General features: G+C 68.3%; 22 protein-coding genes and 1 pseudogene. 19 read left to right on the top strand and 4 right to left on the bottom strand.

Features of this window, described 5'->3' with window-relative positions; genetic code table 11:
* Positions 1-710 precede the first annotated feature (710 nt).
* Positions 711-1911: pseudogene (locus tag CRT23_RS18390) on the bottom strand (Zn-dependent hydrolase).
* Positions 1912-2271: 360 nt separating this feature from the next.
* Positions 2272-3426 carry an acetylornithine deacetylase gene (argE, locus tag CRT23_RS18385; RefSeq protein ID WP_245436339.1) on the bottom strand — a complete coding sequence of 385 codons (1155 nt, stop codon included), beginning with the start codon at positions 3424-3426 and terminating at the stop codon, positions 2272-2274.
* A 388-nt stretch (positions 3427-3814) separates the two neighbouring features.
* Between argE and CRT23_RS18380 the strand changes: the two genes are divergently transcribed.
* The 18 genes from CRT23_RS18380 (at position 3815) to CRT23_RS18295 (ending at position 23188) form a co-directional block, all read left to right on the top strand.
* On the top strand, positions 3815-5491 hold the full coding sequence (locus CRT23_RS18380; protein WP_103710907.1) for an ABC transporter substrate-binding protein: 1677 nt from the start codon (positions 3815-3817) through the stop codon (positions 5489-5491).
* 28 nt (positions 5492-5519) lie between these two features.
* On the top strand, positions 5520-6497 hold the full coding sequence (locus CRT23_RS18375; protein WP_103710905.1) for an ABC transporter permease: 978 nt from the start codon (positions 5520-5522) through the stop codon (positions 6495-6497).
* Complete coding sequence (locus tag CRT23_RS18370; protein ID WP_103710903.1) at positions 6494-7411, top strand: ABC transporter permease; 918 nt, start codon at positions 6494-6496, stop codon at positions 7409-7411. Before CRT23_RS18375 ends, CRT23_RS18370 begins: the two co-directional genes overlap by 4 nt.
* Positions 7408-8412 carry an ABC transporter ATP-binding protein gene (locus CRT23_RS18365; protein ID WP_103710901.1) on the top strand — a complete coding sequence of 335 codons (1005 nt, stop codon included), beginning with the start codon at positions 7408-7410 and terminating at the stop codon, positions 8410-8412. The genes CRT23_RS18370 and CRT23_RS18365 overlap by 4 nt, the downstream gene beginning before the upstream one ends.
* The gene (locus CRT23_RS18360; protein WP_245436337.1) at positions 8409-9410 is read left to right on the top strand and encodes an oligopeptide/dipeptide ABC transporter ATP-binding protein; all 1002 of its coding nucleotides are present in this window, start codon (positions 8409-8411) and stop codon (positions 9408-9410) included. The genes CRT23_RS18365 and CRT23_RS18360 overlap by 4 nt, the downstream gene beginning before the upstream one ends.
* 301 nt (positions 9411-9711) lie before the next feature.
* The gene (locus CRT23_RS18355; RefSeq protein ID WP_103710899.1) at positions 9712-10683 is read left to right on the top strand and encodes a Gfo/Idh/MocA family oxidoreductase; all 972 of its coding nucleotides are present in this window, start codon (positions 9712-9714) and stop codon (positions 10681-10683) included.
* 153 nt (positions 10684-10836) lie between these two features.
* Positions 10837-11622, top strand: a complete 786-nt coding sequence (locus CRT23_RS18350; protein ID WP_103710897.1) for a GntR family transcriptional regulator — start codon at positions 10837-10839, stop codon at positions 11620-11622.
* A 207-nt stretch (positions 11623-11829) separates the two neighbouring features.
* Positions 11830-12699 carry a transporter substrate-binding domain-containing protein gene (locus CRT23_RS18345; RefSeq protein ID WP_103710896.1) on the top strand — a complete coding sequence of 290 codons (870 nt, stop codon included), beginning with the start codon at positions 11830-11832 and terminating at the stop codon, positions 12697-12699.
* Between the two features lie 9 nt (positions 12700-12708).
* Positions 12709-13362 carry an amino acid ABC transporter permease gene (locus tag CRT23_RS18340; RefSeq protein ID WP_245436335.1) on the top strand — a complete coding sequence of 218 codons (654 nt, stop codon included), beginning with the start codon at positions 12709-12711 and terminating at the stop codon, positions 13360-13362.
* 77 nt (positions 13363-13439) lie between these two features.
* Positions 13440-14162: an amino acid ABC transporter ATP-binding protein gene (locus tag CRT23_RS18335; RefSeq protein WP_280951992.1), complete on the top strand. Its 723-nt coding sequence runs from the start codon at positions 13440-13442 to the stop codon at positions 14160-14162.
* A 5-nt stretch (positions 14163-14167) separates the two neighbouring features.
* Positions 14168-15508 carry an amidohydrolase family protein gene (locus tag CRT23_RS18330; RefSeq protein WP_210202089.1) on the top strand — a complete coding sequence of 447 codons (1341 nt, stop codon included), beginning with the start codon at positions 14168-14170 and terminating at the stop codon, positions 15506-15508.
* A complete protein-coding gene (locus CRT23_RS18325; RefSeq protein WP_103710890.1) occupies positions 15505-16260 on the top strand; it encodes an aspartate/glutamate racemase family protein in 756 nt (251 codons plus the stop codon). The genes CRT23_RS18330 and CRT23_RS18325 overlap by 4 nt, the downstream gene beginning before the upstream one ends.
* A 258-nt stretch (positions 16261-16518) precedes the next feature.
* The gene (locus tag CRT23_RS18320; protein ID WP_146056418.1) at positions 16519-18138 is read left to right on the top strand and encodes an ABC transporter substrate-binding protein; all 1620 of its coding nucleotides are present in this window, start codon (positions 16519-16521) and stop codon (positions 18136-18138) included.
* 4 nt (positions 18139-18142) lie between these two features.
* On the top strand, positions 18143-19114 hold the full coding sequence (locus CRT23_RS18315; protein ID WP_103710886.1) for an ABC transporter permease: 972 nt from the start codon (positions 18143-18145) through the stop codon (positions 19112-19114).
* Positions 19115-19116: 2 nt separating this feature from the next.
* On the top strand, positions 19117-19944 hold the full coding sequence (locus CRT23_RS18310) for an ABC transporter permease (protein WP_103710884.1): 828 nt from the start codon (positions 19117-19119) through the stop codon (positions 19942-19944).
* The gene (locus CRT23_RS18305; protein ID WP_103710882.1) at positions 19941-21581 is read left to right on the top strand and encodes a dipeptide ABC transporter ATP-binding protein; all 1641 of its coding nucleotides are present in this window, start codon (positions 19941-19943) and stop codon (positions 21579-21581) included. Before CRT23_RS18310 ends, CRT23_RS18305 begins: the two co-directional genes overlap by 4 nt.
* Entirely contained in the window at positions 21578-22771 is a 1194-nt protein-coding gene (locus tag CRT23_RS18300; protein WP_103710880.1) for an amidase, read from the top strand. Before CRT23_RS18305 ends, CRT23_RS18300 begins: the two co-directional genes overlap by 4 nt.
* A 3-nt stretch (positions 22772-22774) precedes the next feature.
* Entirely contained in the window at positions 22775-23188 is a 414-nt protein-coding gene (locus tag CRT23_RS18295; protein WP_055958659.1) for an AtzH-like domain-containing protein, read from the top strand.
* Between the two features lie 9 nt (positions 23189-23197).
* On the opposite strand, the gene CRT23_RS18290 is transcribed toward CRT23_RS18295, so the two are convergent.
* On the bottom strand, positions 23198-24214 hold the full coding sequence (locus CRT23_RS18290) for an alpha/beta fold hydrolase (protein WP_103710879.1): 1017 nt from the start codon (positions 24212-24214) through the stop codon (positions 23198-23200).
* 329 nt (positions 24215-24543) lie between these two features.
* Positions 24544-24951: a VOC family protein gene (locus CRT23_RS18285; protein WP_103710877.1), complete on the bottom strand. Its 408-nt coding sequence runs from the start codon at positions 24949-24951 to the stop codon at positions 24544-24546.
* A gap of 91 nt (positions 24952-25042) precedes the next feature.
* Between CRT23_RS18285 and CRT23_RS18280 the strand changes: the two genes are divergently transcribed.
* Entirely contained in the window at positions 25043-25744 is a 702-nt protein-coding gene (locus tag CRT23_RS18280) for a YafY family protein (protein WP_103710875.1), read from the top strand.
* Positions 25745-25851: the final 107 nt, after the last annotated feature.

Below are 25851 nucleotides of genomic sequence, written 5' to 3'. Positions count from 1 at the left end.
GCCGATCCGCTCTTCGTCGGCGGGCAAGCCCGTCGTCTTCGATCTTTGACCAGGACCGGTGGAAAGCAGGATGACCGCGTCCTGTCTCGTAGGGCGGCCCGAGCACGCCAAACCGCTCCGCACCGTCAGGGCCATTCACTGACCGATCGACACACCGGTTGAAGTGGTCCTTCGTCGCCAGGGTTGTGCCGTGCGCCGGTCCAGCGACCGCCTTGGGCAGACGATTTCGGCTGCGTCGCTCCGTGCGGACGGCGACGAGCACTGCCCCATCGTCGACGCGGGTGCCGACCACACCAAGCCCTGGCATTGGCGCGACGGCCCCATGCTGCTGCCTCGGGTTGGCGTCCTCAACCACAGGCACGGGCAACGATCCGAAGGCGCGTGGGTGACCGACGACCGTATCGCATCGTCCCCACAGCGCACGCGCACGATACGCGTGCGCACCGCTCGAATCAGAGCCATATCGCCGTCTCCCTCATGGATGGTGCCTCGAGGCGCGGTGAGGCACAGATCGGTTCCCCGAGCTGGGTGCGAGTCCTGATCCGGACCAGCGCCATGTTCCCGGTTGCTCCGGACATCCGCGCCTTGCACGCGCTGTGTCGAGAGGAAACCCACGGTGCGGTTGACCCAGCCGCGATCCGCGCCCTCGCGGACGGGAGCAGGCCAAGCGGCTGGACGGTCGACGGGAACTCCGGAAACACCGGGCGAAATCAGCCGGCGAGCACCCGCTCCACTGCCGCTCCGAGCGCGCGCACGCCGAAGGCCAAATCCCCGTCGGTGGTATTCTCCGCCCAATGGTGGCTGATGCCGCCGATCGATGGGACGAACAGCATCGCGGCCGGGAGGATGCGGGCGACGTTCTGGGCGTCGTGGCCGGCCCCCGAGGGCATCACCTGCCAGAGGCCGGGGCAGACCTCCTCGGCAGCCTCCGAGAGGGCTCGCATCAGGTCGGGGTCGCAAGGGGCGGGGATCGCCTTCGACAGCGCGAGGAGCGTGGCGGTGCAGCGCTCCCGCCGGTTCGACTCGCGCACCAGCGCGTCGAGGCAAGCCTCCATCCGCTCCAGCACCGGAATTGATACGTCGCGAAACTGGAAGGCCACCTCGGCGCGGCCTGGGATGATGCTGTAGCCGCCGGGATCCAGGGTGATCCGGCCCGTCGTCCAGGTGCTGCGCGGGCCGCAGACCTTCGGAAATTCCCGGTCGATGGCCGCAAGCAGGCGCACCGCCGAGAGCCCGGCATCCCGGCGCTCGGCCATGGTGGTGCCGCCGGCATGGTCCTGATGACCTTCGAAAACGATCCGGAACTGCCAGATCGCCACGATGCCGCTGACCACGCCGAGATGCAGGCCGGCGGACTCCAGCTGCGTGCCCTGTTCGATATGCAGTTCCAGAAAGCCGCGGTAGCGGGCGGGATCCAATCGCGTCCGCGGTTGCCCCGCGAGACCGGCCGATTCGAGGGCCGCGCGCAGGGGCGTCCCGTCTGTACGGTTGCGGGCGGCGTCGATCTCGGCCTCGGTCAGGTCACCGATCGCTGAGCGGCTCCCGAGGAAGCCGCCGGAGAAGTGCCCCTCTTCGTCCGCGAAGGCGACGACGTCGACCGGAAGGCTGGCCCGGGCCAGCGCCAAGCCGGCGACGACGCCGAGCGCCCCGTCGAGCCAGCCAGCCTCGTTCTGGGTCTCGATGTGGCTGCCTACGAGGGGGGGGGCCTGGGCCGCGATGACGCCCGAGGACGTTGCCGATTTCATCGATCGATGCCTCAAGTCCGCATCCCTCGAGTCGCGCCATCAGCCAGCGGCGCGATTCCATATCTTGAGGCGAAAAGGTGGGCCGGTGAACACCGGTCCGGAACTGGCCGATCTCGCGCAAGGCGTACAGGTCGGCGAGGAAAGCGTCCGTATCGATTTTGGTCATTGCAGGGTCCGGCCTCTGAGCGCCCGAACCCTGCAAGCCTCGTGCAGAGGTGAATTCGGCCGCTTCGCGCCGCCCATCCACCTTCGGGCTCCGAGCCGAGCGAGGAGAGATCGCCTGACCACAGCGCCGTCTCGTCCCCCGCTCGCGAACCCACAGCGGCCACGGCCCGTCGCCCGCCTGTCATGGCTGATGTTGAGACGCTGGGTGATCTTCGCGGACAGGAAAGTTCCTGCTTCGCCAGGACTCATGTTCGCCAGGACTAATGCCAAGCGTGTTTTCATCGTGGCTTTAAGAGGTTTGAGCTGAAGTTTATGCCGTCATGACTTCTGCCGGCATCGACGAAAACGGGCTTGTTCCCTTTCAGAGGCAGCTGTGCGCGATGAGCTGATGGATAAAGGCTGCACAGGCTTCGAGTTCGTCGCGGGTCACATACTCGTCCGCCTTGTGCGCGCGCGCGATGGAGCCCGGGCCGATCACCACGCTCGGCGTGTTGCCCAGCGCCTCGAACAGGCCGGCCTCGGTTCCGTAGGAAACTTTGGCGTGGCCATTTCGGCCGGCGAGCGTCTTGGCCAGGGTGACGATCTCGGCCTCCGGGCGGGTCTCAAGGCCCGGATAGTCGATCAGCGGCTCTATCGCGACGCCGCAGGCAGGATCGACGGCCTGCATCATCGGCGCCAAGATGTCCGTGGCATAGGCGATCGCCGCCGCCGCGAGGGCCGCCGCATCGTCGCCACCGATCGCGCGGTACTCGAACTCCACCGAGCAGGTTTCTGGCACGATATTGAGCGCCGATCCGCCTCGGACGACGCTGGACAGGCCCGTGGTGTGGGGCACGTCGTAGAGTGCGTCCCGCCGCCCGTCACGAACGAGTGCCTCGGCCGAGAGCCGCACATGCTCGATGAAGCGGGCCGCGTACTCCACCGCATTGACGCCCTGCGGGGCCAATGCCGAATGGCAGGCGAGGCCCCGGAAGGTGACGCGCGCAGCAGACTTCCCCTTGTGGCCGACGACCACCTCCATTCCTGTCGGTTCGCCGACGAAACAGCCGCGCGGGTGCAGGCCCCGTTCCAGCATCCGCGCGATGAGGGGGCGGACGCCGAGGCAGCCGATTTCCTCGTCGTAGGAAATCGCGAGATGGATCGGTGTCGAGAGCCCCGCCGTCATCATCGCAGGCAATGCAGCGAGGCAGACGGCGAGGAAGCCCTTCATGTCGGAGGTGCCGCGACCGTAGAGGCGCCCTGCCTCCTCGCGCAGGACGAAGGGATCGGACGACCAAGGCTGGCCCTCGACCGGGACCACGTCGCTGTGGCCCGAGAGCACGTAACCGGGTTTGTCCCCGGGCCCGACGCTGATCCAGAGAGCCGCCTTGTTGCCGGAGGCGTCCGGGACCCGCTCCACCGCGGCCCCATGACCACGGGCGAAGGCTTCCACCCAGTCGATCAGCGGTAGGTTCGAGCGCGTGCTGACTGTGTCGAAAGCGACGAGCGTGGCGAGAAACGCGACGCTATCGGGCACCTCCGCTCGCGAGGGGGCATCTGACGTTGTCCAGGTCTGTCGCGTCATGGCTTTCACGTCATGGCTTTCGATCGTGTGCCGGAGCAGTGTGTGGCGACCTGTCGGATCCGGGCCGGTGCCGAAACGCGGATCGCCGGTCCCACGACTCCGAAGCCCGGCGGAAACCCCGGGCCCGATCCGAAACCCGAGTCCGGGCAGCGGTCGCCGGAGCGGTAAGCAACCGCCTTGGTAACGGATCAGTCGACGTTCGTCTGCAAAGACGTTTGGACCGTCGCGTCACGGTTTGGCATGATTGACGCTTCCGGCCCAGAGAGGCAGACCTTGCTGCCGCTGGGCTCGGCCCTGCCCGTGCCTCACGCCGTTTCACGATCCACGACGGACATCCTTGATGACGCAGACGCCGGAGACTGCCGGGCGGACCCCCGGCCTGTGCTGGATTCGGGCCGTGGCCGGCCTCGCCATCTCGGGTATCGTCGCCATCTCGGGTGTCGTCGCCCTCGCGGGCGATGCGGCGCAGGCGCGGGACCTTCGGGTCGGCCTGAGCGCCGAGCCGACCTCGATGGATCCGCACTTCCACAACCTCGGGCCCAACAACGCCTTGCGCCGGCACATCTTCGAGTCGCTCGTCGATACGGATGCCCAGATGAGGCTCAAGCCTTCGCTCGCCCTGTCGTGGACGCCGCGGGATACGACTACCTGGGAGTTCAAGCTGCGGCCGGGCGTGACCTTCTCGGACGGCACGCCGTTCACGGCGCAGGACGTGATCTACACCTTCTGCCGGATCCCGCTGGTCGAGAATTCGCCCTCGTCCTTCGCCACCTTCGTCAAACCCTTCACGCGGGTCGAGGCGCCTGATCCGCTCACCGTGGTGGTGACCACCGACGGTCCGCTGCCGCTTCTGCCGACGAACCTTACGGCGCTCGGAATGCTGAGCGCCAAGGCGTCGGGGGCCGCGGGCGCGGTGACCTTCGCCAAGGGCGGCTGCACCGGCATGGGGACGCCGCCGCGGTCCACCGACTTCGCCGATCCGAAGGTCTCGGTCGGCACCGGCCCCTACGTCCTGCGGGAATACGTCCGCGGCACGCAGATCGTGCTGGCGCCGAACCCGTCCTACTGGGGACCCAAGTCCGCCTTCGACAAGGTGACGATGAAGCCGATCCCCTCGACGGGACCGCGGGTCGCGGCGCTGCTCGCCGGCGACGTCGATCTTATCGAGAGCCCGGCGATCCAGGACCTGCCCCGGATCGAGGGGGCCGGGTTCACCGTGACCAAGGGGCTGTCGAACCGCATCATCTACGTCCATCTCGACCAGTTCGATGGGCCGGACTGGAAGACCCCGACCATCAAGGGCACCGACCGGAACCCCCTGCGTGACGTTCGCGTGCGGGAAGCCCTCTCCAAGGCGGTCGACCGGAAGGCCATCGTCGAGCGGGTGATGGGCGGAGTGGCGCAGGCGGCGGGCGAGATCCTGCCTTACCCGCTCTCCGGCACGACCAAGGACTTCCCGATCGTGCCCTACGACCCCAAGGGGGCCAAGGACCTGCTCACGCAAGCCGGTTATCCGAACGGGTTCGAGATCACGCTCGGCACGCCGAACGACCGCTACATCAACGACGAGAAGGTGGCGCAGGTCATCGCGCAGATGTGGACCCGCATCGGCGTGAGGACCGGCATCGACGCCTCCACGGCTTCGACCTTCTTCACCCGGCGCAACAAGTTCGAGTTCTCGGCCTATCTCTCCGGCTGGGGAGCGGACTCGGGCGACATGTCGAACTCCCTGAACTCGCTGCTGCTGTGCTTCGACCCGGTGAAGGGGCTCGGCTTCACAAATCGCGGGCGCTACTGCAACCGCGAGGTCGACCGACTGACGGTCGAGGCGATGGCGACCTTCGAGGAGGCGAAGCGCGAGGATCTGCTTCGGCAGGCCTCGGCGCTTGCCATGAAGGACTACCCGCTGATCCCGCTTCACTTCGAGGTGACGCCCTGGGCCACGGCCAAGGGCCTGCGCTACGTGCCGCGCATCGATCAGTACACGCTGGTGATGAACGTGGAACTGACCCCGTGACGGTCGATCCTCGGGAGCAGCCCTGCCCGTGCTGACCTACCTCATCCAGCGTTTCGGCCAGGCGGTGCTCACGGTCGCTGCCATGGCGACCTTGGTCTTTCTCGGCGTCTATGCCATCGCCGACCCGATCGACGTGCTCGCCGCACCGGACGCGACGCCGGACGAACGCGCGCAGATCAGCCGACGCCTCGGCCTCGACCAGCCCCTCTGGATGCAGTTCGCCACCTGCGTCTGGCGCGCGCTGCACGGCGACCTCGGCCGCTCGTTCGTCTACAACGAGCCGGCCTTCACGGTGATCCTGCAGCGGCTCCCCGCGACCCTGGAACTCGCCTTCACAGCGCTCTTCATCGCGATCGCCCTCGGCCTGCCCCTCGGACTCTGGGCGGGCCTGCGCGCGGAAAAGGCCACCGACAAGGCGATCATGGGCGGGTCCATCCTGGCCTTCTCCCTGCCGAACTTCTGGCAGGGACTGATGCTGGTCCTGATCTTTTCGGTGACGCTGGGCTGGCTGCCGGCCGGGGGGCGTGGCGAGACCGTGCGCGTCCTCGGGCTCGATCTCGGCTTCCTCACCCTCGACGGCCTTCGCCACCTCATCCTGCCGGCCGTGAACCTCGCCCTGTTCAAGCTCGCGGTGGTGATCCGCCTCGCCCGGGCCGGAACCCGTGAGGCCATGCTGCAGGACTACGTCCGGTTTGCCCGCGCCAAGGGATTGCGGCCGGCCCGCATCGTCGGCGTTCATGTCCTCAAGAACATCCTGCTGCCCGTGGTCACCGTGATCGGGCTGGAATTCGGCTCGATGATCGCGTTCGCGGTGGTCACCGAGACGGTGTTCGCCTGGCCCGGCATCGGCAAGCTGCTGATTGATTCGATCAACCGCCTCGACCGGCCGGTGATCGTCGCCTACCTCATGCTGACGGTGTGTCTGTTCGTGCTGATCAACTTCGTCATCGATCTGATCTATGCCGCCCTCGACCCACGGGTGCGCCTCGCGGAAACGGACGCATGACGCCCGCGGCCACTCTCCCGGAAGAGCCGGTCCCGTACCGGGCGGATCCGGTCTGGCGCGCCCACGCTCGCGCGTTCTTCCGCTCCCCCGCGGCCGGCCTCGGCCTCGTCATCCTGGTGGCCGTGGCCCTGGTGGCAGCGCTGGCGCCCTGGATCACGCCGCAGGATCCCTACGACCTTGCGAGCCTCGATGTCATGGATGGCACGCAGCCGCCTGGAAGCCGGAGCTTCGCCGGGCTCACCTACTGGCTCGGAACCGATGCCCAGGGGCGCGACATGCTGTCGGCCATCGTCTACGGGCTGCGCGTCTCGCTCGTCGTCAGCCTCTCGGCGACACTCATCGCCGCGTCCGTCGGCTCCTGCATCGGCGTGCTCGCAGCCAATGCGGGCGGGCGGCTGGACGCCGTGCTGATGCGCCTGGTCGACCTGCAGCTCTCGTTCCCCGCGATCCTGATCGCCCTCGTGTTGCTCGCCGCTTTCGGGCGGGGCATCGACAAGGTGGTGATCGCCCTGGTGACCGTGCAATGGGCCTACTACGCTCGGGCGATCCGGGCCCAGGCCTTGGTGGAACGGCGCCGGGAGTACATGGAGGCGGCCCGGGCGCTCGCGCTCCCGCGCACCAGCCTGATCTTCCGGCACCTCCTGCCGAACTGTCTGGCTCCGGTGATCGTGGTCGCGACCATGCAGGTGGCCCACGCCATCGCCCTCGAAGCCACGCTCTCCTTCCTCGGCGTCGGCGTGCCGGTGACCGAACCCTCCCTCGGGCTTCTGATCAAGAACGGCTACGACTACCTGCTCTCGGGCAAGTACTGGATCTCGACCTTTCCGGGCCTTGCCCTCGTCGCCGTCATCGTGGCCATCAACCTCGTGGGAGACCGTTTGCGCGACGTGCTCAACCCCAGGCTCTCCGCGTGAGCGCGCCGGACCGGACACCGCCGGCCAACGCGCCCGTCCTCGCCGTCGAGAACCTTCAGGTCGCCTTTCGGGCCGGCGGCCGGGAACACCTGGCGGTCCAGGGGCTGGACCTGTCCGTATCCCGCGGCGAGGTGGTGGGGCTCGTCGGCGAATCCGGCTCCGGCAAATCCGTCACCGGGCTTGCCCTCATGGGCCTGATCGACGCTCCGGGCCGTGTCGCCGGAGGAAGGATCGTCTTCGAGGGCCGCGATCTCATGGGCCTGTCCGAGGCCGAGCTTCGGCGCCTGCGCGGCGCCCGCATGGCGATGATCTTCCAGGACCCGATGACCACCCTGAACCCAGTACTCCGGGTGGAAACCCAGATCGTCGAGGCGATCACCGCCCACGAGCGAGTTTCGGCGAAGGCGGCCCGCGCCCGCGCCCGCGAGGCGCTGGTGCGCGTTGGCATCCCCGCGCCCGACGAGCGCCTCGGGGCCTACCCGCACCAGCTCTCGGGCGGCATGCGCCAGCGGATCGCCATCGCCATCGCGCTGCTGCATCGCCCCGCCCTCCTCATCGCTGACGAACCCACCACCGCGCTCGACGTGACGATCCAGGCCCAGATACTGGCGGAGGCGCAGGATCTGTGTGCCGAGATGGGCACCGCGTTGATCTGGATCACCCACGACCTCGCGGTGGTCTCCGGTCTCGCCGACCGGCTCCTCGTGATGTATGCGGGTCGGGTCGTCGAGGCCGGTCCGGTGGCCGAGGTTGTGGAGGCGCCGCTCCACCCCTACAGCGCCGGACTGATCGGCTCGGCCCCGAGCCGCAACAAGCGCGGCGCCCGCTTGGCGCAGATCCCTGGCCTCGCCCCGCCGCTGGGCCGACGTCCACCGGGCTGCGCCTTCGCGCCCCGCTGCTTCAACGTCCGGCCCGACTGTTCCGAGCCTCCGCCCCTGGTCCGCCGGTCGGGCCGGGAGGCCCTCTGCCGGTATCCTCTCAGCGAGACCGTCGTCGCGTGAAGCCCCTCGTGACCCTGGAATCCGTGTCGAAGCGTTTCGGCACAACGCCCTCCCTCGCCGCCCGCATCGCCAGCCTGCTCGGCGAGCGCCGCCGACCCACCAGCGTCCAGGCGGTTTCGGACATCGACATGCGCGTGGACGCCGGCGAAGTCGTCGGGCTCGTCGGTGAGTCCGGTTGCGGCAAGTCCACGCTCGCCCGCCTCGTGGCCGGTCTCCACGTGCCGAGCGACGGGCGCGTCCGACGCGCGGGCGTGGATCTCACCGAGATGACCCCCACCGAGCGCCGGGCCGCTCAGCTCAGCGTGCAGATGGTGTTTCAAGACGCCACGGCCTCACTCAATCCACGCATGCGCGTTCTCGACATCGTCGGCGAGGCGCCCGTCGCCCATGGCCTCGTGAGCGCCGGGGCCAAGCGAGACTACGTCGCCGACCTCCTCGCGCGCGTGAGCCTCGGGCCAGATGCGATGGCCCGCTTCCCCCACCAGTTCTCCGGGGGGCAGCGAGCCCGGATCGGCATCGCCCGGGCGCTGGCGGTGCAGCCGAAGATGCTCGTCCTCGACGAGTCCGTTGCGGCCCTCGACGTCTCGATCCAGGCCCAGGTGCTCAACCTCTTTCTCGACCTGCGCCGCGATCTCGGGCTGACCTACCTGTTCGTCAGCCACGATCTCGGGGTGATCGAGCACGTGGCGACACGGGTCCTGGTCATGTATCTCGGCCGCATCGTCGAGGAGGCGCCGGTGGAGGCACTGTTCGCCGCCCCGGCCCATCCCTACACGATCAGCCTCCTCGCGCAGACGCCGCGGCTCGTGCCGAGCAAGCGCCGCTTCCAGGGGCTCGTCGGCGAGCCTCCCTCGCCCCTGGCTCCGCCGCCCGGCTGCGCCTTCCATCCGCGCTGTGCCCATGCCATCGCGCGCTGCCGGGTCGAGCGACCGGTGCTGCGCAGCCTTGCGGGTGAACGCCACGTCGCTTGCCACCTGGAACGATCGGAGTTCGGATGAGGTCAGCCCCCGAGCTCTGCCCGTCACGAGGATGATCGATGGACCGGACCCCAAAGGCCGGATGATCAGAAATCCCGGGCAAATCGTCAGGGCAGTCCGACCGCCATGCGTCTTTCTCCAAGCCGCTGACTTCTCCAAGCAGCTGAGGTGCTCCAGGCAGCTGACTTGCTCCAAGCCTCTGAAATGAACGCCGGCAACCATCGTCACGCCCGGCTGGGGCCGCCGGCTGGACGTAGATTCCTGAACCAAGACCGTTCACGCAGATACAGCCTGGACATTCCCGCGAGAAGGCCGTTTGCACATGACACGAGACGCTCTGTCCCTCGGCATCATCGGCGCCGGCATCATGGGGGAACGCATGCTCGGCGTCGTGTCCGCTCAGACGGACATTCCCGTGCGCGTTGCCGGGATCTGGGATCCATCCCCCGCCTCGCTGGACCGGATCGCCTGCACGTTTCCGGCGGTGACAAGGATGGCAGATGCCGACGCGCTGATCGCGGCAAGTACGTGTGTCTACGTGGCTTCGCCGCCCGGCTCGCATATCGGCTACGCCCGGAGGGCCTCGGCCGCGGGGCGCAGCGTTTTCCTGGAGAAGCCCCTCGCTGTCGACCTGGAAGAGGCACGCCGGTTCGTGGCGGAGGGCGACGCTGTGGGCGCAGTGAACTTCCCGTTCGCGTCCTCTCCTGCGGTGGCCACCATCGCACGCTGGATCGCCGAGGGCGCAATCGGCGCCCCGCGTCGTCTGGTGATCGATGTGGCCTTCGCGCATTGGCCGCGGCCCTGGCAGACCGACGCCGCGGCCTGGCTCGACGCGCGCAGGGAGGGCGGCTTCACGCGCGAAGTCGTCTCGCATTTCCTGTTCCTGACCCGACGTCTCGTGGGCCCGCTGCGCGAGCTGCGGGGCAATGCCAACTTTCCCGAGCCCCACCGCTCCGAACGGGCGATCCAGGCGACGCTCCGAGCGGGCGACGTACCGGTCTTCGTCACCGGCCAAGTCGGTGGAACCCGGCAGGACGACCACAACACCTGGACCCTCCTGGGCGAGAGCGGGGCGGTTCGCCTGCGGGATTGGTCGATCGCCGAGCGGCTACGGCCGAACGGACAATTCGAGACGGCACCGGATGCGTTGCCCAACGACCAGGCACGGCTGGTCGCCCTCCGGCGTCAGCTCGACGGTGTCGTCCGGATGACCCGTGGCGAGCCGCACGCGCTCGCCACCTTCGTCGAGGCGCTGGAGGTCCAGGAAGTCGTCGAAGGGCTCGTCGCCCGATAGGCTCGACCTGACGTCAGCCTGAACAGCAGGCAATGGCGGTGGCGGTTGACCCACGGGCCATCGACCGCACCGGTCGATGCGGATTGCCATGAGGACGTCCCTGGGTATTCCCTGCGCGAACGCCGATTGAGGCCTGACCGGGAATGCGTTGAGATGGATCGCCCTGCCGAGCCGGCCCGGCCCGCCCCGCCTGCCGACGCAATCCCGCTGTCCCGCCGCGTTCCTTTCGCCCGGCAGATCGCCGACACCCTGCGGGATCTGATCGTTCGTGGCGATCTGGCTGCGGGGAGCCGGATCGTCGAGCGCACGCTGTGCGAACGCTTGAGCGTCTCGCGCACGCCCCTGCGCGAGGCTTTGAAGCTTTTGGAGGCCGATGGTCTGATCGAACTCAGCCAAAATCGCGGTGCGCGGGTCATGTCCATGACGATCACGGAGGCCGGGCACCTGTTCGAGCTGATCGCAGGCCTGGAGGGTTTTGCCGCGGAGTTGGCCGTTGCTCGCGCATGCCCTGACGACATCATCGCTCTGGAGCTTCAGCATGCGCAAATGCTTAAGCATTACGCTGACCAGGAGAAAGATGCTTACTTTGCGCTCAACAATGCCATCCACGACGCCGTGGTTCGCCTGTCCGGGAACCCGCTCCTGATCGCGACCCATGCGTCGATCCTGTTGCGGGCCCGACGGGGACGCTACATGGCGATCGTTGACCCTCTGCGCTGGCGCGAGTCCGTTGCTGAGCACGCGGCGCTGATGGCGGCATTCCGGTCCTGCGATGCGCCCGCGGCCGGTGCCGTGTGGCGGCAGCATCTTCGGAGGACGGGTGAAACCGTCCGTACCGCGCTGGGCCAGCCAGCGGTTTCCGCGGACGGGGCGAGCGAACAGCATTCCGCCGAGACGTGCCTTACCGGCTCCGAGACCCACCGACCCAGTTCGGACTGACCGTCCGACCCGAACTCACGCGCCCGGTCGCGAAGTCGCAGTCCCCCGGATGTCCGTCGGCATCGCACCCTTCGGTCTGCGGCCTTCCACCTGGCGTGCGTGCCTGCCAGTCACGCGTCGTCTTCGCTGATTATACTCGCTTTTTACCGATGGCATGCAATTTGGATGGGGTGATCACCTGTCCGGCGAACCGATTGCGAGACTGCCATGGTCGCGAAGATCCACCTCAGGCACCCGAACCGCCGCGGGCTCCTGCGCGTCGGGGGGCTCGCGGGCCTGGGCTCGGTGTCCTTGCGCCGATCGGCCTGGGCGGCAGCAGAGACGACGCTCGAAGCGATCCGCCGGGCCGGGCTCGTGCGCGTCGGCTGCGAGGCCGCGTACCGGCCCTTCACCTTTCGCGAGGGCGGCAATGTGGTCGGCTACGATGTCGATCTCGCCGCGCTGCTCTTCGCACCCCTCGGCGTCATGGTCGAGATGGTGGACACGGCTTGGGCCGGCGTGATCCCGGCCCTCTACGCCGGCAACTTCGACCTGATCATGACCTCGCTCACCTACACCAAGGAGCGCGTTCAGCGCGTCGGCTATACGATCCCCTACGCGGAGGCGACCCAGGAACTCCTCGTCCGCGCATCCGATGCCCAGGCAATCCGCTCCCTCGATGGGATGGCCGGCAAGATCCTCGGCGTGAAGCTCGGCTCGGCCGGCGACACCATGAAGGCCGGGCCCGACGCGAAGCTGAAGGCCGCCGCCGGCACCGGATTCTCGGAGGTCAAGACCTACGACGATCACCCCGCGGCCTATCTCGCACTGGCTCAGGGTTCCGTCGATGGGGTGATCAACACGCTTGCGACCCTGACGCAGGTCACCAAGGATGCGCCCGGACGGTATGCCGTTGTCCGCGATATCGGGCCCCGCAACTGGGCCGGTATCGGGGTGCGGAAAGAGGATGCGGCGCTGATCGCGTTCCTCGACGCACGGATCACCGCCCTGAAGGCGAGCGGCGATATCTACGCCCTGCAGGAGAAATGGTTCGGCATCCGCATGGATCTCGCCGACCACATCCCGACCTTCTCCTGAGGCGATGCCGTGAGCATCGATTGGGCCGTCGTCGCGATGGCCATACCACTCCTGGCGCAGGGCGCCCTCACGAGCCTGAGGATCGCCGCCCTCGCAGGTCTCCTCGGGTTGGCAGGGGGCGTCGCGCTCGGCCTGATCGCCCTCGGCGGCTTTACGCCGGCGCGCCTCGCCGTTCGGGCCTACGTGGACTTCATCCGTGGAACGCCGCTCCTCATCCAGATCTTCATCGTCTTCTTCGGCCTTCCGATGCTCGGATGGCGGCCCGGCGAATACCTGTCGGGGGTCATCGCGCTCTCGCTGAACAGTGCCGGCTATATCGCCGAGATCGTGCGCGGCGCGGTCGGTTCGATCGAACGGGGCCAGACAGAGGCGGCGCAGTCCATCGGGCTCACCCGCGGCAAGATCCTGCTCCACGTCCTGCTGCCGCAGGCCATCCGCCCGATGACGCCCGCGCTGACCAACGACCTGATCACCCTCGTGAAGAACACCTCCCTGCTGTCGGTGATCTCCGTCTACGAGCTGACCCGCTCCGGCCAGGCGATCATCGCGTCACACTTTTCCCCACTGGAGATCTTCGCGTTGCTGGCGCTGTACTACTACCTCATCATTTCAGTGCTGGCTTACATCTCCAGATTGATCGAACGGAAGCTCCCCGCATGGTAGGGCCCGAACGATCATCCCTCCCCGCGCCGGCGCCGCTGCTGTCCATCCGGAACCTGTGCAAGCGGTTCGGGGACCGCATGGTCCTCAAGGATGTCTCCTTCGAGATCGGCGCGGGCGAGGCCGTGGTGCTGATCGGGCCATCGGGCTCGGGCAAGACCACGGTGCTGCGCTGCCTGAACCAGCTCGAGACCCCCACATCGGGCACGATCACCCTGGCGGGCGACGTCATCGGCGGCAGCCTAGCTCCGGATGGGACACGGTGGAAGCCTTTCGGTGAGGCAGACATCGCCGGCCAGCGCCGACGCTTCGGCTTCGTGTTCCAACGCTTCAACCTTTTCCCCCACCTCTGCGCCTTGCAGAACGTCGCTCTGGGACCGCGCCTGACCCTGGGACTACTGAAGGCCACGGCCGAGGCGCGCGCGGCGGCGCACCTGGAGTGGGTTCGGCTCGCAGACCACCGGGACAAGCGGCCCGGGCAACTCTCCGGCGGCCAGCAACAGCGTGTGGCCATCGCGCGTGCGCTCGCCATGGAGCCGGAGTTGATCCTCTTCGACGAGCCGACCTCCGCGCTCGATCCCGAACTCGTTCACGAAGTCCTCGACGTCATGCGCGCTCTTGCCCGCGACGGCATGACGATGATCGTCGTCACGCACGAGATGAGCTTCGCACGGCAGGTCGCCCACCGCATGGTCTTCATGGCGGACGGGGCGATCGTCGAGCAGGGCGCGCCCGACGCCCTCTTCACCGCGCCGCAGCACGAGACGACGCGCCGCTTCCTCGCCCACGTGCGGAATCGATGACCCCGATGCGTCCGCTCGACCTCCTGCTGACGGGCGCCACGGCGCTGACGGCGAACCCCCGCGACCCGGTGATCGCCGATGCCGTCATCGGGATCACGGCCAACCGCATCACGCGGATCGGTCGTGCTCCGGCCGGCGAGCCCCTGCCCGTTGTGCGCCGTGTCCTGCATCTGCCGGGACGCGTCATCACGCCCGGCCTCGTCAACATCCACACGCATACGACCCTCGCCATGGTGCGCGGCGTCGCTGAGGATCTGGGCTTCGCCCCGGCCTACACGCCGGGCATCCCGCAGGGGCACATGGTGACCCCGGACGAGGCCTGCGCCATCGCTCGGCTCGGGGCCCTCGAGGCGCTGCTGTTCGGCTCGACGCTGATCAACGATACCTTCGTGCATGCCGATGTGATCACCCCAGCGATGGCGGAGCTCGGTCTCCGGGTCTGGTCCTGCGGCCGCATCCACGACGTCGATTTCAGCGGCGTCTCGACGGGGCGCTGGGTGCATCGGGACGCTATCGGCGACCAAACCCTCGGGGAGGCGCTCGACCTCGCCGCGCGCTACGAGGGCCGCAGTGACCTTCGGATCGGCGTCCAGCTCGCGGCGCACGCGCCCGATACCTGCTCGACGCCGTTCCTTCGGCGGATCGCGGAGGCGGCCCGCTCGACCGGCCTGCGGGTCACGACGCACCTGTCCCAGAGCAAGGTCGAAGTCGCCCGCATCCGCGAGCGGGACGGGGTGAGCCCGCCCGAACTTCTCGACGCGGTCGGGCTTCTCGACGATCGGTTGCTCGCCGCCCACTGCATCCACGTCAGCGAGGCCGACATCGCCCGCATCGGGCGTGCGGGTATCGGCATCGCGCATATCGCGAAGGGCAATGCCACGGGGGGAACGATCGCCCCCACCGCACGCCTGCGCGCGGCGGGGGCACGGCTGACCCTCGGCACCGACAACATGCACGCGGATATGGTGGAGGTGATGCGCTGGGCGCTCGCCATGGGCCGCATCCAGGCCGGCGCGGTCACCGCGGAGTGGCAACCCGAGGCCGTGTTCGACATGGCGACGATGGCGGGCGCCCGCGCCATGGGACTCGCGGACGAGATCGGGAGCCTGGAGCCCGGCAAGCGGGCGGACCTCGTCGTTTTCGATTTCCGCCGCCCGCACCTGGCGCCGAACCGCAATCCCCTCGGGAACCTCGTCCACACCGCGCAGGGACGGGACGTCGAGATGGTTCTGGTCGACGGCGCCGTCGTGGTGGAGGACGGCCGCCCCACCCGCGCCGATGCCGACACGATCCGGCGCGACGCCGAGCGCGCCATCACGGCCTTGTGGGAGCGCGCCCGGGCATGAAGATCCTGCTTCTCAATCCGAACACCTCCACGGCGATGACGGAGCGGATGTCGACGGAGGCCGCCGGAGCCCTGGCGCCCGACACCGACCTGACCGCCATCACGGCGATCCGGGGCCTGCCCTACATCGCGAGCCGGGCCGAGGCGCAACTGGCCGGCAGCACTGTCCTCGAAATGCTGGCCGAGCATCGCCGGGGGTACGACGCGGCCATCATCGCGGCCTTCGGCGATCCCGGCCTGATCGCGGCGCGGGAACTCTTCGACCTGCCCGTGATCGGCATGGCGGAAGCCGCAATGCACACCGCCTGCATGCTCGGACAGCGGTTCGCCATCGTCACCTTCTCACCCACCCTGCTGCCCTGGTACGAGGATGCCGTCGCACTCGCCGGCCTCGGCGCGCGCTGTTCGGCTCTGCGGGCCGTCCGGGTGGGGTTCCGCTCGGTCACCGAGGTCCAGCATGAGTTGGAAGGCGAGATCGCCGAGCTGATCCGGCGAACGATCCGGGAGGACGGCGCCGACGTGGTGGTGCTCGCCGGCGCTCCCCTGACGGGCCTCGCGAAGCGCCTTCGCGCAGAGATGTCCGTTCCCCTCGTGGACCCGCTCGCCGCGGCCCTGGGCCAGGCGCAGGCCCTGGTCCGCCTGGCACCCGCGCCGGCGCGCGCCGGTCGCTTCGCGCGGCCCGGGGCCAAGGCGACCGCAGGTCTGGCGCCCGCTCTCGCGCGGTGGATCGAACACCGTGAGGAGCCGGGATGAGGCAGGAGCCGTTCGACCCGCCGCCCGCGACGCTGGCGGGATGCGGGCGGCCTTCGGATCTGTCACGGGAGCAGCCATCTCATTATTGGGCGCCGGCAGACGACATCGCTCATCGTATTGTCTTCATCGGGAGGCGGATTTTGCTGTTGTTTCTCAAATACTGACGGCGAACACGGCCGCCTTGTTTCGGGGAGACATCCTCGGTCGTTCTGGCATCCGTTTTGCTGAGCCTTCGCTTATCGCCTGGAGTACTCTGATTTGTCTCAGTCACCACACCTGACGAAGCTCTCCCGCCGCGCGGTGCTCGCTCTCCCGGTCGGCCTTGCGGCGGCCTCGGGACACGTGGCCGCCGCCGAACCCCGGCGGGGCGGCACGATGGTGATGATCGTGCATCCCGAACCTTCGACGCTGGCGCACTACGCCGTCACCGCCGGCAACATCCCGCCCATCGCGACACAGGTCTACGAGGGGCTGTGCACCTATGACTGGGACCTGAACCCTCAACCGAACCTGGCCCGATCGTGGGAGATCGCGCCCGACGGCAAAACCATCACCTTCAAGCTGCAGGAGGGCGTGACCTTCCACAACGGCAAGCCGTTCACCAGCGCCGACGTGCAGTACTCGTTCATGGAAGTCCTGAAGAAGTACAACCCGATCGCCCCGGTGATGCTGACGGAACTGACGTCGGTCGACACGCCTGATCCCCAGACGGCGGTTCTGCACCTCGCCAACCCGGCGCCGTACCTGATGAAGGCCCTGTCCGGGCGTGACCTTCCGATCCTGTGCAAGTCCGTCTTCGAGGGGACCGATGTCCTCCAGAACCCCAGCGCCAACAAACCGATCGGCACCGGGCCGTTCAAGTTCGTGAGTTGGGAGCGTGGGCAGTCCGTGCGGCTCGATCGGAACGAGCATTACTGGAAACCCGGCCTGCCCTACCTCAACCGCATCATCGCCCGTTTCATCCCGGATGCGGGAACCCGGTCGGCGGCGATGGAGGCCGGCGAGGCCCATTTCGCCGCCTACAGCGCGGTGAACTACGCCGACCTGGCACGCATGACGTCCAATCCCATCCTGGGGCTGACGACCAAGGGCTACGAGATGACGCCGGCCCAGAGCGTGCTCGAACTCAACGGCCGGCACCCGCAACTCCAGAAGAAGGGCGTGCGCCAGGCGATCGCCTATGCGATCGATCGCAACGTCATCCTGCGGGACGTCATGTACGGCTACGGCCAGCCCGCGACCGGTCCGCTCAGCCGCAAATTCAAGACGGCCGGGCTCTACACGGACGACCTGCGACGGTTCGACGTTCCGGATCGCATCGAGATCGCCAACCGTCTGCTCGACGAGGCCGGCGCGCCGCGCGGCGCCGACTCCATGCGCTTCGGCCTGCATCTGGAGGTCAATTCATTCGGCGAACAATGGCTGCGGCAGGCCGAATACCTGAAGCAGGCCCTGGCACCGGTCGGCATCGACGTGACGCTGCGGTCGGAGGACACGGCGACGTGGCTCCGGCGGGTCTACACGAACTACGACTACGACCTGAACGAGCCGTTCCTGAGCCAGGGCGTCGATCCGGTCTATGGCCTGAACAAGCAGTTCCTGACGTCGCAGATCCGCAAGGGCGTCACCTTCGTCAACGACATGTTCTACAGCAACCCGGAGGTCGACCGGATGCTCGACGCGGGCATGCGCGAGCCAGATCCGATCAAGCGCGGCGACATCTACAAGAAAGTTCAGCAGATCCTTGCCGAGGACTGCCCGATGGTCTGGCTGATCGACGTACAATACGTCAGCGTGTTCAACACGAAGCTGCACGACCACACCACAGGTCCGCTGGGGACGCAGCAGGCGTTCGAGCGGGCCTGGATGGACAAGTAGCGTCGTGCGGCTCGCGCGCTATCTCGGCCACCGGATCCTGCTGGCGATTCCGGTGGTGCTCGGCATCGTCGTGCTCAACTTCTTCCTCATTCATCTCGCGCCCGGCGACGCGGCCTCGGTCCTGGCGGGCGAGAGCGGTGCGGCGAGCCCCGAATACCTGGAGCAGTTGCGGCAGAAGTTCGGGCTGGACCAGCCGCTCGGCACGCAGTTCCTCGTCTACCTGACGAACATGCTGCACCTGAACCTTGGATACTCGTTCCGCAACGACAGTCCGGTCACCGACCTCATCCTCGACCGGCTCTGGCCGACGGGCCTGCTGATGCTGACGGCCTTCGGGGCCGCCCTCGTGGCCGGGACCCTGCTGGGGTTGATCGCCGCCACACGGCGGAACTCGTGGCGCGATAGCGTCATCTCGCTCGTGAGCCTCGTCGCCTACGCGACGCCGGGCTTCTGGCTCGGCCTGATGATGATCGTGGTCTTCGCGATCCATCTCGGCTGGCTCCCGACCAGCGGCTTCGACACGGTCGGCGCCGACACCGAGGGCTGGGATCAGGTTTGGGACGTTGCCCGCCATCTCGTGATGCCGGCCATCGCCCTGTCGCTGTTCTATCTCGCCGTCTACGCCCGGGTGATGCGGGCCTCCGTGCTGGAGCAGGTCGGCATGGACTACGTCACCACGGCGCGCGCCAAGGGCCAGACCGAAACCCGGATCATGACGGGGCACGTTCTGCGCAACGCGCTTCTCCCCGTCGTGACCATGGCGGGCGTTCAGGCCGGCAACCTGATCGGCGGGTCCATCGTCGTCGAGACGGTCTTCGGCTGGCCGGGAATCGGCACGCTGGCGTTCAACGCCCTGCAATCCCGTGACCTGAACCTGCTGCTGGGGATCTTCTTCGTGTCGGCCTGCCTCGTCGTTCTGGTGAACCTCGCGGTCGATCTCATCTACACCGCCCTCGATCCGCGAATGGAGCTCTGAGCATGGGCGCCGGTCTCGCGCGCTTCGCCCGCAACCGCATGGCCCTGTTCGGTGCGGCCATCCTGCTCGGGCTTCTGCTTCTGGTCCTGGCGACGCCAGCCCTCTTTCCAGGCGATCCATTCCGCCTCGTCGGGCCTGCCCTCCAGCCACCAGGCGGGCGCTTCCTGCTCGGCACCGATACCCTCGGGCGGGACGTCGCCGCGCAGATCGCCTACGGCGCCCGCACCTCCCTGCTGATCGGCGTCGGCGCAACGCTCGGCGCCATCCTCTTCGGCGTGATCGTCGGCGGATTGGCCGGGTACTACCGCGGCGCCGTCGAGATCGTCCTCATGCGGGTCACCGAGTTCTTCCAGACCATTCCGGCCTTCGTCCTCGCGATCCTGATCGTGGCGATCCTCTCGCCCTCCGTGACGAGCGAGATCATCGCCATCGCGGCCGTGTCCTGGCCGGGCATCGCGCGCCTCGTCCGGGGCGAGTTCGCGGCCCTCGGTGGCCGGGAGTTCATCCTCGCCTGCACGGGGCTCGGGGCCAGCGACGCCCGGATCATCTTCCGGCACATGCTGCCGAACTGCACCGCGCCGATCATCGCGGTCGGCTCTCTGCTGATCGGCACGGCGATCCTGATCGAGGCCGGGCTCGCCTTCCTCGGCCTCGGCGACCCCAACGTGATGAGTTGGGGCCTGATCATCAGCGCCGGCCGCGCGGTTCTGCGTTCGGCGTGGTGGATCTGCACCTTCCCGGGCATCGCCATCCTGCTCACGGTGCTGGCCATCAATCTCGTGGGCGATGGATTGAACGAAGCCCTGAATCCGAGGCTGCGCGAGCGATGACCACCCCCGTTCTCGACATCGAGAAGCTCTCGATCGGCCTGCCGCCCGGAGCGGACCGCGCCCAGGCCGTGACGGATGTCGACCTCGCCCTCCGGGCCGGGGCGGTGACCTGCCTGATCGGCGAGAGTGGATCGGGGAAGTCGATGGTGGCGCGCGCGATCCTGGGATTGCTGCCGAAGCCGCATGTCCGCATTGTCGGCGGCCGCCTCCTGTTCGAGGGGCAGGACCTCGCGGCGATCGATGAGAGCGGGATGCGGGCGATCCGGGGCGCCAGGATCGCGATGATTTTCCAGGAGCCGATGACGGCCTTGAACCCCCTCCATACGATCGGGCGCCAGCTCGACGAGATCCTGCGCATTCACACGACGACCGGCCGCGCCGCGCGTCGCGACAGGATCCTCGCGCTTCTCGACAGCGTCCACCTGCCGGACCCGGCACGCCTCGCTCGCGCGTTCCCGCACCAATTGTCGGGCGGGCAGCGACAGCGCGCGATGATCGCCATGGCGCTCGCGCTCAAACCGCGCCTGCTGATCGCGGACGAGCCGACCACGGCTCTCGACGTGACCACCCAGGCGCAGATCCTTCACCTGATCCGTGACCTTCAACGCGAGCACGGCACCTCGGTCCTGTTCATCACGCATGATTTCGGCGTGGTCGCCGATATCGCCGACAGCGTGGCGGTCCTGCAAAAGGGACGGCTGGTGGAGCAAGGCGGCGTCGCGGACGTCCTCGGCCGCCCCCAGCATCCGTATACCCGCTCGCTCATCGCCGCCGTGCCGAAGCTGGCGCCGCCTCCGGTCCGGCCAGCGAGTACGGCACCCCTGGTCGTGGAGGGACGTAAGATCGAGAAGGCCTACGGGGCACGCGGGCTGTTCGGCGGCCGGGCGATCCGGGCGCTGGCCCAGGTCGATGTCGAACTCCGGCGCGGGGAGACCCTCGGAGTGGTCGGGGAGAGCGGCTCCGGCAAGAGCACCCTGGCGCGCGCCGTGACCCGGCTCATGCCGGTGGATGGCGGCGAAATCCTGCTCTCGGGCCACAACGTCGCCGACCTGAGCCGCGCCCAGATGCGCCCGCATCGCAAGCGCGTGCAGATGGTGTTCCAGGATCCCTACGCCTCCCTCGATCCGCGCCAGCGCGTGATCGACATCATCGCGGAGGGACCGATCATCCACGGCACCACGCCCGCGGTGGCACAGGAGGAAGCGCGCGTGCTGCTCGGACTGGTCGGCCTCGATCCGTCGGCCGCGCGACGCTTTCCCCACGAGTTCAGCGGAGGCCAGCGCCAACGGATCGGTATCGCCCGCGCGCTCGCTCTCCGGCCGGATATCCTGGTCGCCGACGAACCGGTCTCCGCGCTCGACGTTTCGGTGCAGGCCCAGATCCTCGCGCTTCTTGCCGACATCAAGGCTCGGCTTCAGCTCAGCATGCTGTTCGTCACCCACGATCTGCGCGTCGCCCTCCAGGTCTGCGACCGGATCGCCGTGATGCGGCAGGGGGCTGTGGTCGAAGTCGGCCCCACGGCAGAGATCTACGCGTCGCCGAAGCATCCCTACACGGCCGCCCTGTTCGCCGCCGTACCCGGCGCCGACTGGCAGGAACGGGCGAGCCGGCCCATTCACGAGCGGACACACGCATGACCCCACCCCCTGGAAACGCCATCGAAGCCTTCCTGCCCGGACCCCGGGCCAAGGTCGCGGGGGCCCCGTCGGGTCCGCTTGTCGGTCTCACTTTCGCGGTCAAGGATCTGATCGACGTCGCCGACATTCCGACCGGCGGCGGCAATCCGGACTGGCCGCGTGTCCATCCGACGCCGACCCGGCATGCGGCCGTCGTGCGGTCCCTGCTGGACGCCGGAGCCTCCGTCGTCGGGAAGACCGTTACGGACGAGGTCTCGCTCGGCATCCTGGGCGAGAACGCGCATGACGGCACCCCCCTGAACCCGGTCGTGCCCGATCGTGTCCCCGGAGGCTCATCCAGCGGGTCGGCCTCCGCCGTGGCTGCCGGGGCGTGCGATTTCGCCCTGGGAACAGACACGGGCGGCTCGGTGCGCGTCCCGGCGAGTTTCTGCGGACTCTACGGGATTCGCCCGACCCATGGTCGCGTCGACTTCACCGGCATCGCCCCGCAGGCGCCGACCTCCGATACGTGCGGATGGTTCGCCCGCGACGCTGGCACGTTGTCCCGGGTCGCCGAGATCCTGCTCGGCGACCCGCTTCCGACCACCCTGCGCTCTCGCCTGCCCCCTCGCCTGCTCGTCGCCACCGATGCCTTCGGCTTCGCGGACGCTTCGGTGCAGGCCGCACTGGCACCCATGGTCGACCGGCTCGCGAGCCTGATCGGACATCGGCAGGACGTGACCTTGGCGCCGCAGGGCTTGTCGGTCTGGCAACGGGCGCAGCGGGTGCTGCAGGGAAGCGAGGCCTGGGCGACGTTCGCGCCTTGGATCGATACCTGCAATCCCCGCATGGCCTTCGGCGTCGCCCGGGCCCTCATCCAGGGCTCGATGATGTCGGAGGCCGAGCGGAATGCCGCGACCCTCATGCGGATCGAGGCGCGGGCGCGGATGGCCCTCCTCCTCCCGCCGGGCACGATCCTGTGTCTGCCGACGACACCGTTCGCGGCGCCGCCCAAAGGACTGCCCCTCCACCTGCTCAACCCGCTGCGTGAACGCATCAGCTGCCTCACCAGCCATGGCGGCCTGACGGGTGTGCCGCAGGTGAACCTTCCGGGCGCTACGGACCAGGACGCCCCGGTCGGCCTGTCGATCATCGGGGGTGTCGGAACGGATCTCGACCTGATCCGGGTCGCGGTTGCTATGGAGAGATGAGCGATGGATGCCAGCCTGAACCAGCCGCACGTGGTCGCCGAAGTGTCCGCCCTGTTCGAACGCTACGAGCAGGCGCTGATCGACAAGGATGTGGGTGTCCTGGACGACACGTTCTGGGATAGCCCCCACACGATCCGCTATGCTGTCCACGAGAACGGTTATGGCTTCGCGGCAATCCATGCCGCCCGCGTCGCCGCCGTCCCGGTGCCCGGGGGCATCAAGGAGGCCCGCATTCGCCTCGAGATCCTGACCGTGGGCACGGATCTCGCCACGGTGAACCTCGAGTTCAAGCCACGGGGAAAGCCCGGGATCGGCCGTCAGAGCCAGACGTGGTTCCGTTTCCCGGAGCAGGGGTGGAAGGTGATCGCCGCCCACGTGTCGATCATGCCCCCGGCGTCGGAGGGCGCCGGGGCCTGATCGCGCGCGCTAGGTCTCGAGCCAGGCGCGGACAGCGTTCTTGAGGAACGCGGCGTCCGCCGGAATGCCGGCGGGATTGCCGGCCCGGTGTCCCCAGATGCTGGGGATCGGCGTCAGCGCGGCGGTGCGCAGCCGGGATCGTTCGGCCGCGTTGTCGGCAACGCGGAAGTACAGGTCGGTCTCCCCCGGCATGAGCAGGACCCGGGCGGTGATCGCTCCGAGCGCCCGGTCCAGGTCCCCGCCGTAGCGATCGCTGGCACTGATGTCGCTCGCTTCCCAGGTCTGGAGCTGCGCGTAGAGGTCCGCTGCGGGACGGCGCGCGAAGCGCTCCTCCCAATCGGATCGCAGGAACGTCTCCAGATCCGGGGCGCCGAGGGCGACCTCGTGCAGGTTGGCGCGATAGAAGTCCTGGCTCAGCGCCCAACCGGCATAGATGCGCCCGAACGCCCGCAACGCAGCCTTCGGTTCAGAGAGGAAACGCCCTGGCCCGCGGTATTCCGGCGCGGCTTCCAGAACCGCCAGCAACCCCTTTAGGAAGACCCGGTTGTGCGTGGCCGTCCGGGCGCTTCCACAGACGACGACCGCGCGTTCGACGGCCTCGGGAAACAGGGCGGCCCAGTGATAGGCCTGCTGCGCACCCATCGACCAGCCGTAGACGGCATGCAGCCGTTCGATCCCCCAGATGTCTGCCAGGAGGCGTCGCTGGGCATGAACGTTGTCCCAAGTGGTCACGAGACCGGGCCAGGCCGGTGTCCCCGACGGGCTGGTCGAGAGGCCGTTGCCGAACATGTCGGGAATGACGACGAACCAGCGCGTGGGATCGAGCACGCCGTCAGGACCGATCAACCATTCCAGGTCGGGGTGTTGGGCGGAATAGCTGGTCGGATAGAGCACGACGTTGTCCCGGGCAGCGGAAAGCGTACCGTGCGTCTTCCAGGTCAGACGTGCATCGGGGAGGATGTCGCCCGATTGCAACCGCAAATCACCGAGGTGGTAAGAGCCGGTATCCGTAGGCCAGCCGCCCATGTGGTGCTCCTTGTTCGTCGAACATGCAGGACTGAAGACCAGCGCGTCGCGCGGGAGGGCACTCCACGGGCGAGGCGGTGAAGACGGGCGTACCCCATCCCGCAGCGCGACGTTAGCACGATGACGCGTCATGGCGATGTCGACGCGCCGCTCAGAGTCTCGATGAGACGCGCCCCCAGGAGGGCTCGGGCGTCGTCGCCGAGGCGGTCACTCGCAGGCACACCCGATGGCCGGCCGGACGTGGTCCTCGCGACCGGCACGGTCAGGCCGGGGCCGCCCATCAGGGCCAAGGGTGGTCCCAGCATGCGACGGCCCGCGCCGTCTCCGTATCAGCCTTGATCGAAGCGCTGCCTGGCTTCCGCCGTCATGGGGGCGAACAGATTGACGAGCGTGCCGTCCGGGTCACGCAGGAGCAGGGAGCGGTTACCCCACGGCATCGTTGTGGGCGGCTGCACCACCACAACGGCGATGCTGGACGTGATCCGTGCGAGTTCCGCGTCCACGTCGCCGACCCGGAACTCGATGATGACGCTTCGGTTGGCTGCAGGCTCGGCGACCGCGTCCCCGCCGAAGAAGCCCAGCGTACGCGTGCTCCCAATCGCCAGCGTTGCGCCCGGCGTGCGGATCTCGATGAAGTCGGGCGTGTAGCGCGTGGCGGTAAGCCCCGTCACGGCCTCGTAGAAGCTGACGAGACGGTCGACGTCGGCGGTGATGATACGGGTCGAGGCAAGATGCACGTCGTTCTCCGGAGCAAGTGCGGTTTTGTCCCCGCCGAGGATGGACGTAGCCGAACCCTGCTGACAGCATCCTGTCAGGAGAGATGAGCCGATGCGCCGCGCCGACCGCCTGTTCCAGATCATCCAGATCCTGCGCCGCTCGGCGCGTCCGATCACGGCCGCGGTGCTGGCGGGCGAACTCGAAGTGACCGTCCGCACGGTCTACCGCGACGTCGCGGACCTGATCGCGCAGCGCGTGCCGATCCGTGGCGAGGCTGGGGTCGGCTACGTCCTCGACGGCGCGTACGACATGCCGCCGCTGATGCTCAGCGCCGACGAACTGGAAGCGGCGGTGATCGGTGCGCAGTGGGTCGCAATGCGGGGCGATCCGGGGCTGGCGAGCGCTGCACGCAACCTGCTCGCCAAGATTTCCGAGGTCGTCCCCGATCACCTGCGCCCGTTCATCGCTGACCCGGGCGTCAGCGCCGGCCCCACGCGGCCCGCATCCGCCGATGGCCTCGACATGGCGCGGCTGCGCGCCGCGATCCGCACCGGGTGCAAGGTGCGCATCAGCTATCGTGACGAAGCTGGCCGTGCGAGCGAGCGCGTCGTCTGGCCGGTGATGGTCGGCTACGCCGAAACCGTCCGGCTGCTCGCGGCATGGTGTGAATGGCGGCAGGCCTTCCGCCACTTCCGCACCGACCGCATCGAGGCTTCGGCCTTCCTCGACGAGCGCTTCGAGCGACGACCCGGCGATCTGCGGCGGGACTGGAAGCGTCAGTTCGAGGCCGAGCGCGGATTTCGCCTCCCTTGATCGGCTGCCGGAACCGTCGCCGGTCGAGCGACCGGTTCCGGACACGGCGCGTGTCGCGTGCCACGACGGAGTGGGGTCGCGAGCCGTCGGTCGCGTTCCCGGCAGGC

It is taken from the genome of Methylobacterium sp. V23 (assembly GCF_002917135.1).
In the GTDB taxonomy this organism is placed as follows: domain Bacteria; phylum Pseudomonadota; class Alphaproteobacteria; order Rhizobiales; family Beijerinckiaceae; genus Methylobacterium.
The sequence above is the reverse complement of the archived record's forward strand: the minus strand, read 5'-3'. Positions and strand labels throughout refer to the sequence as shown.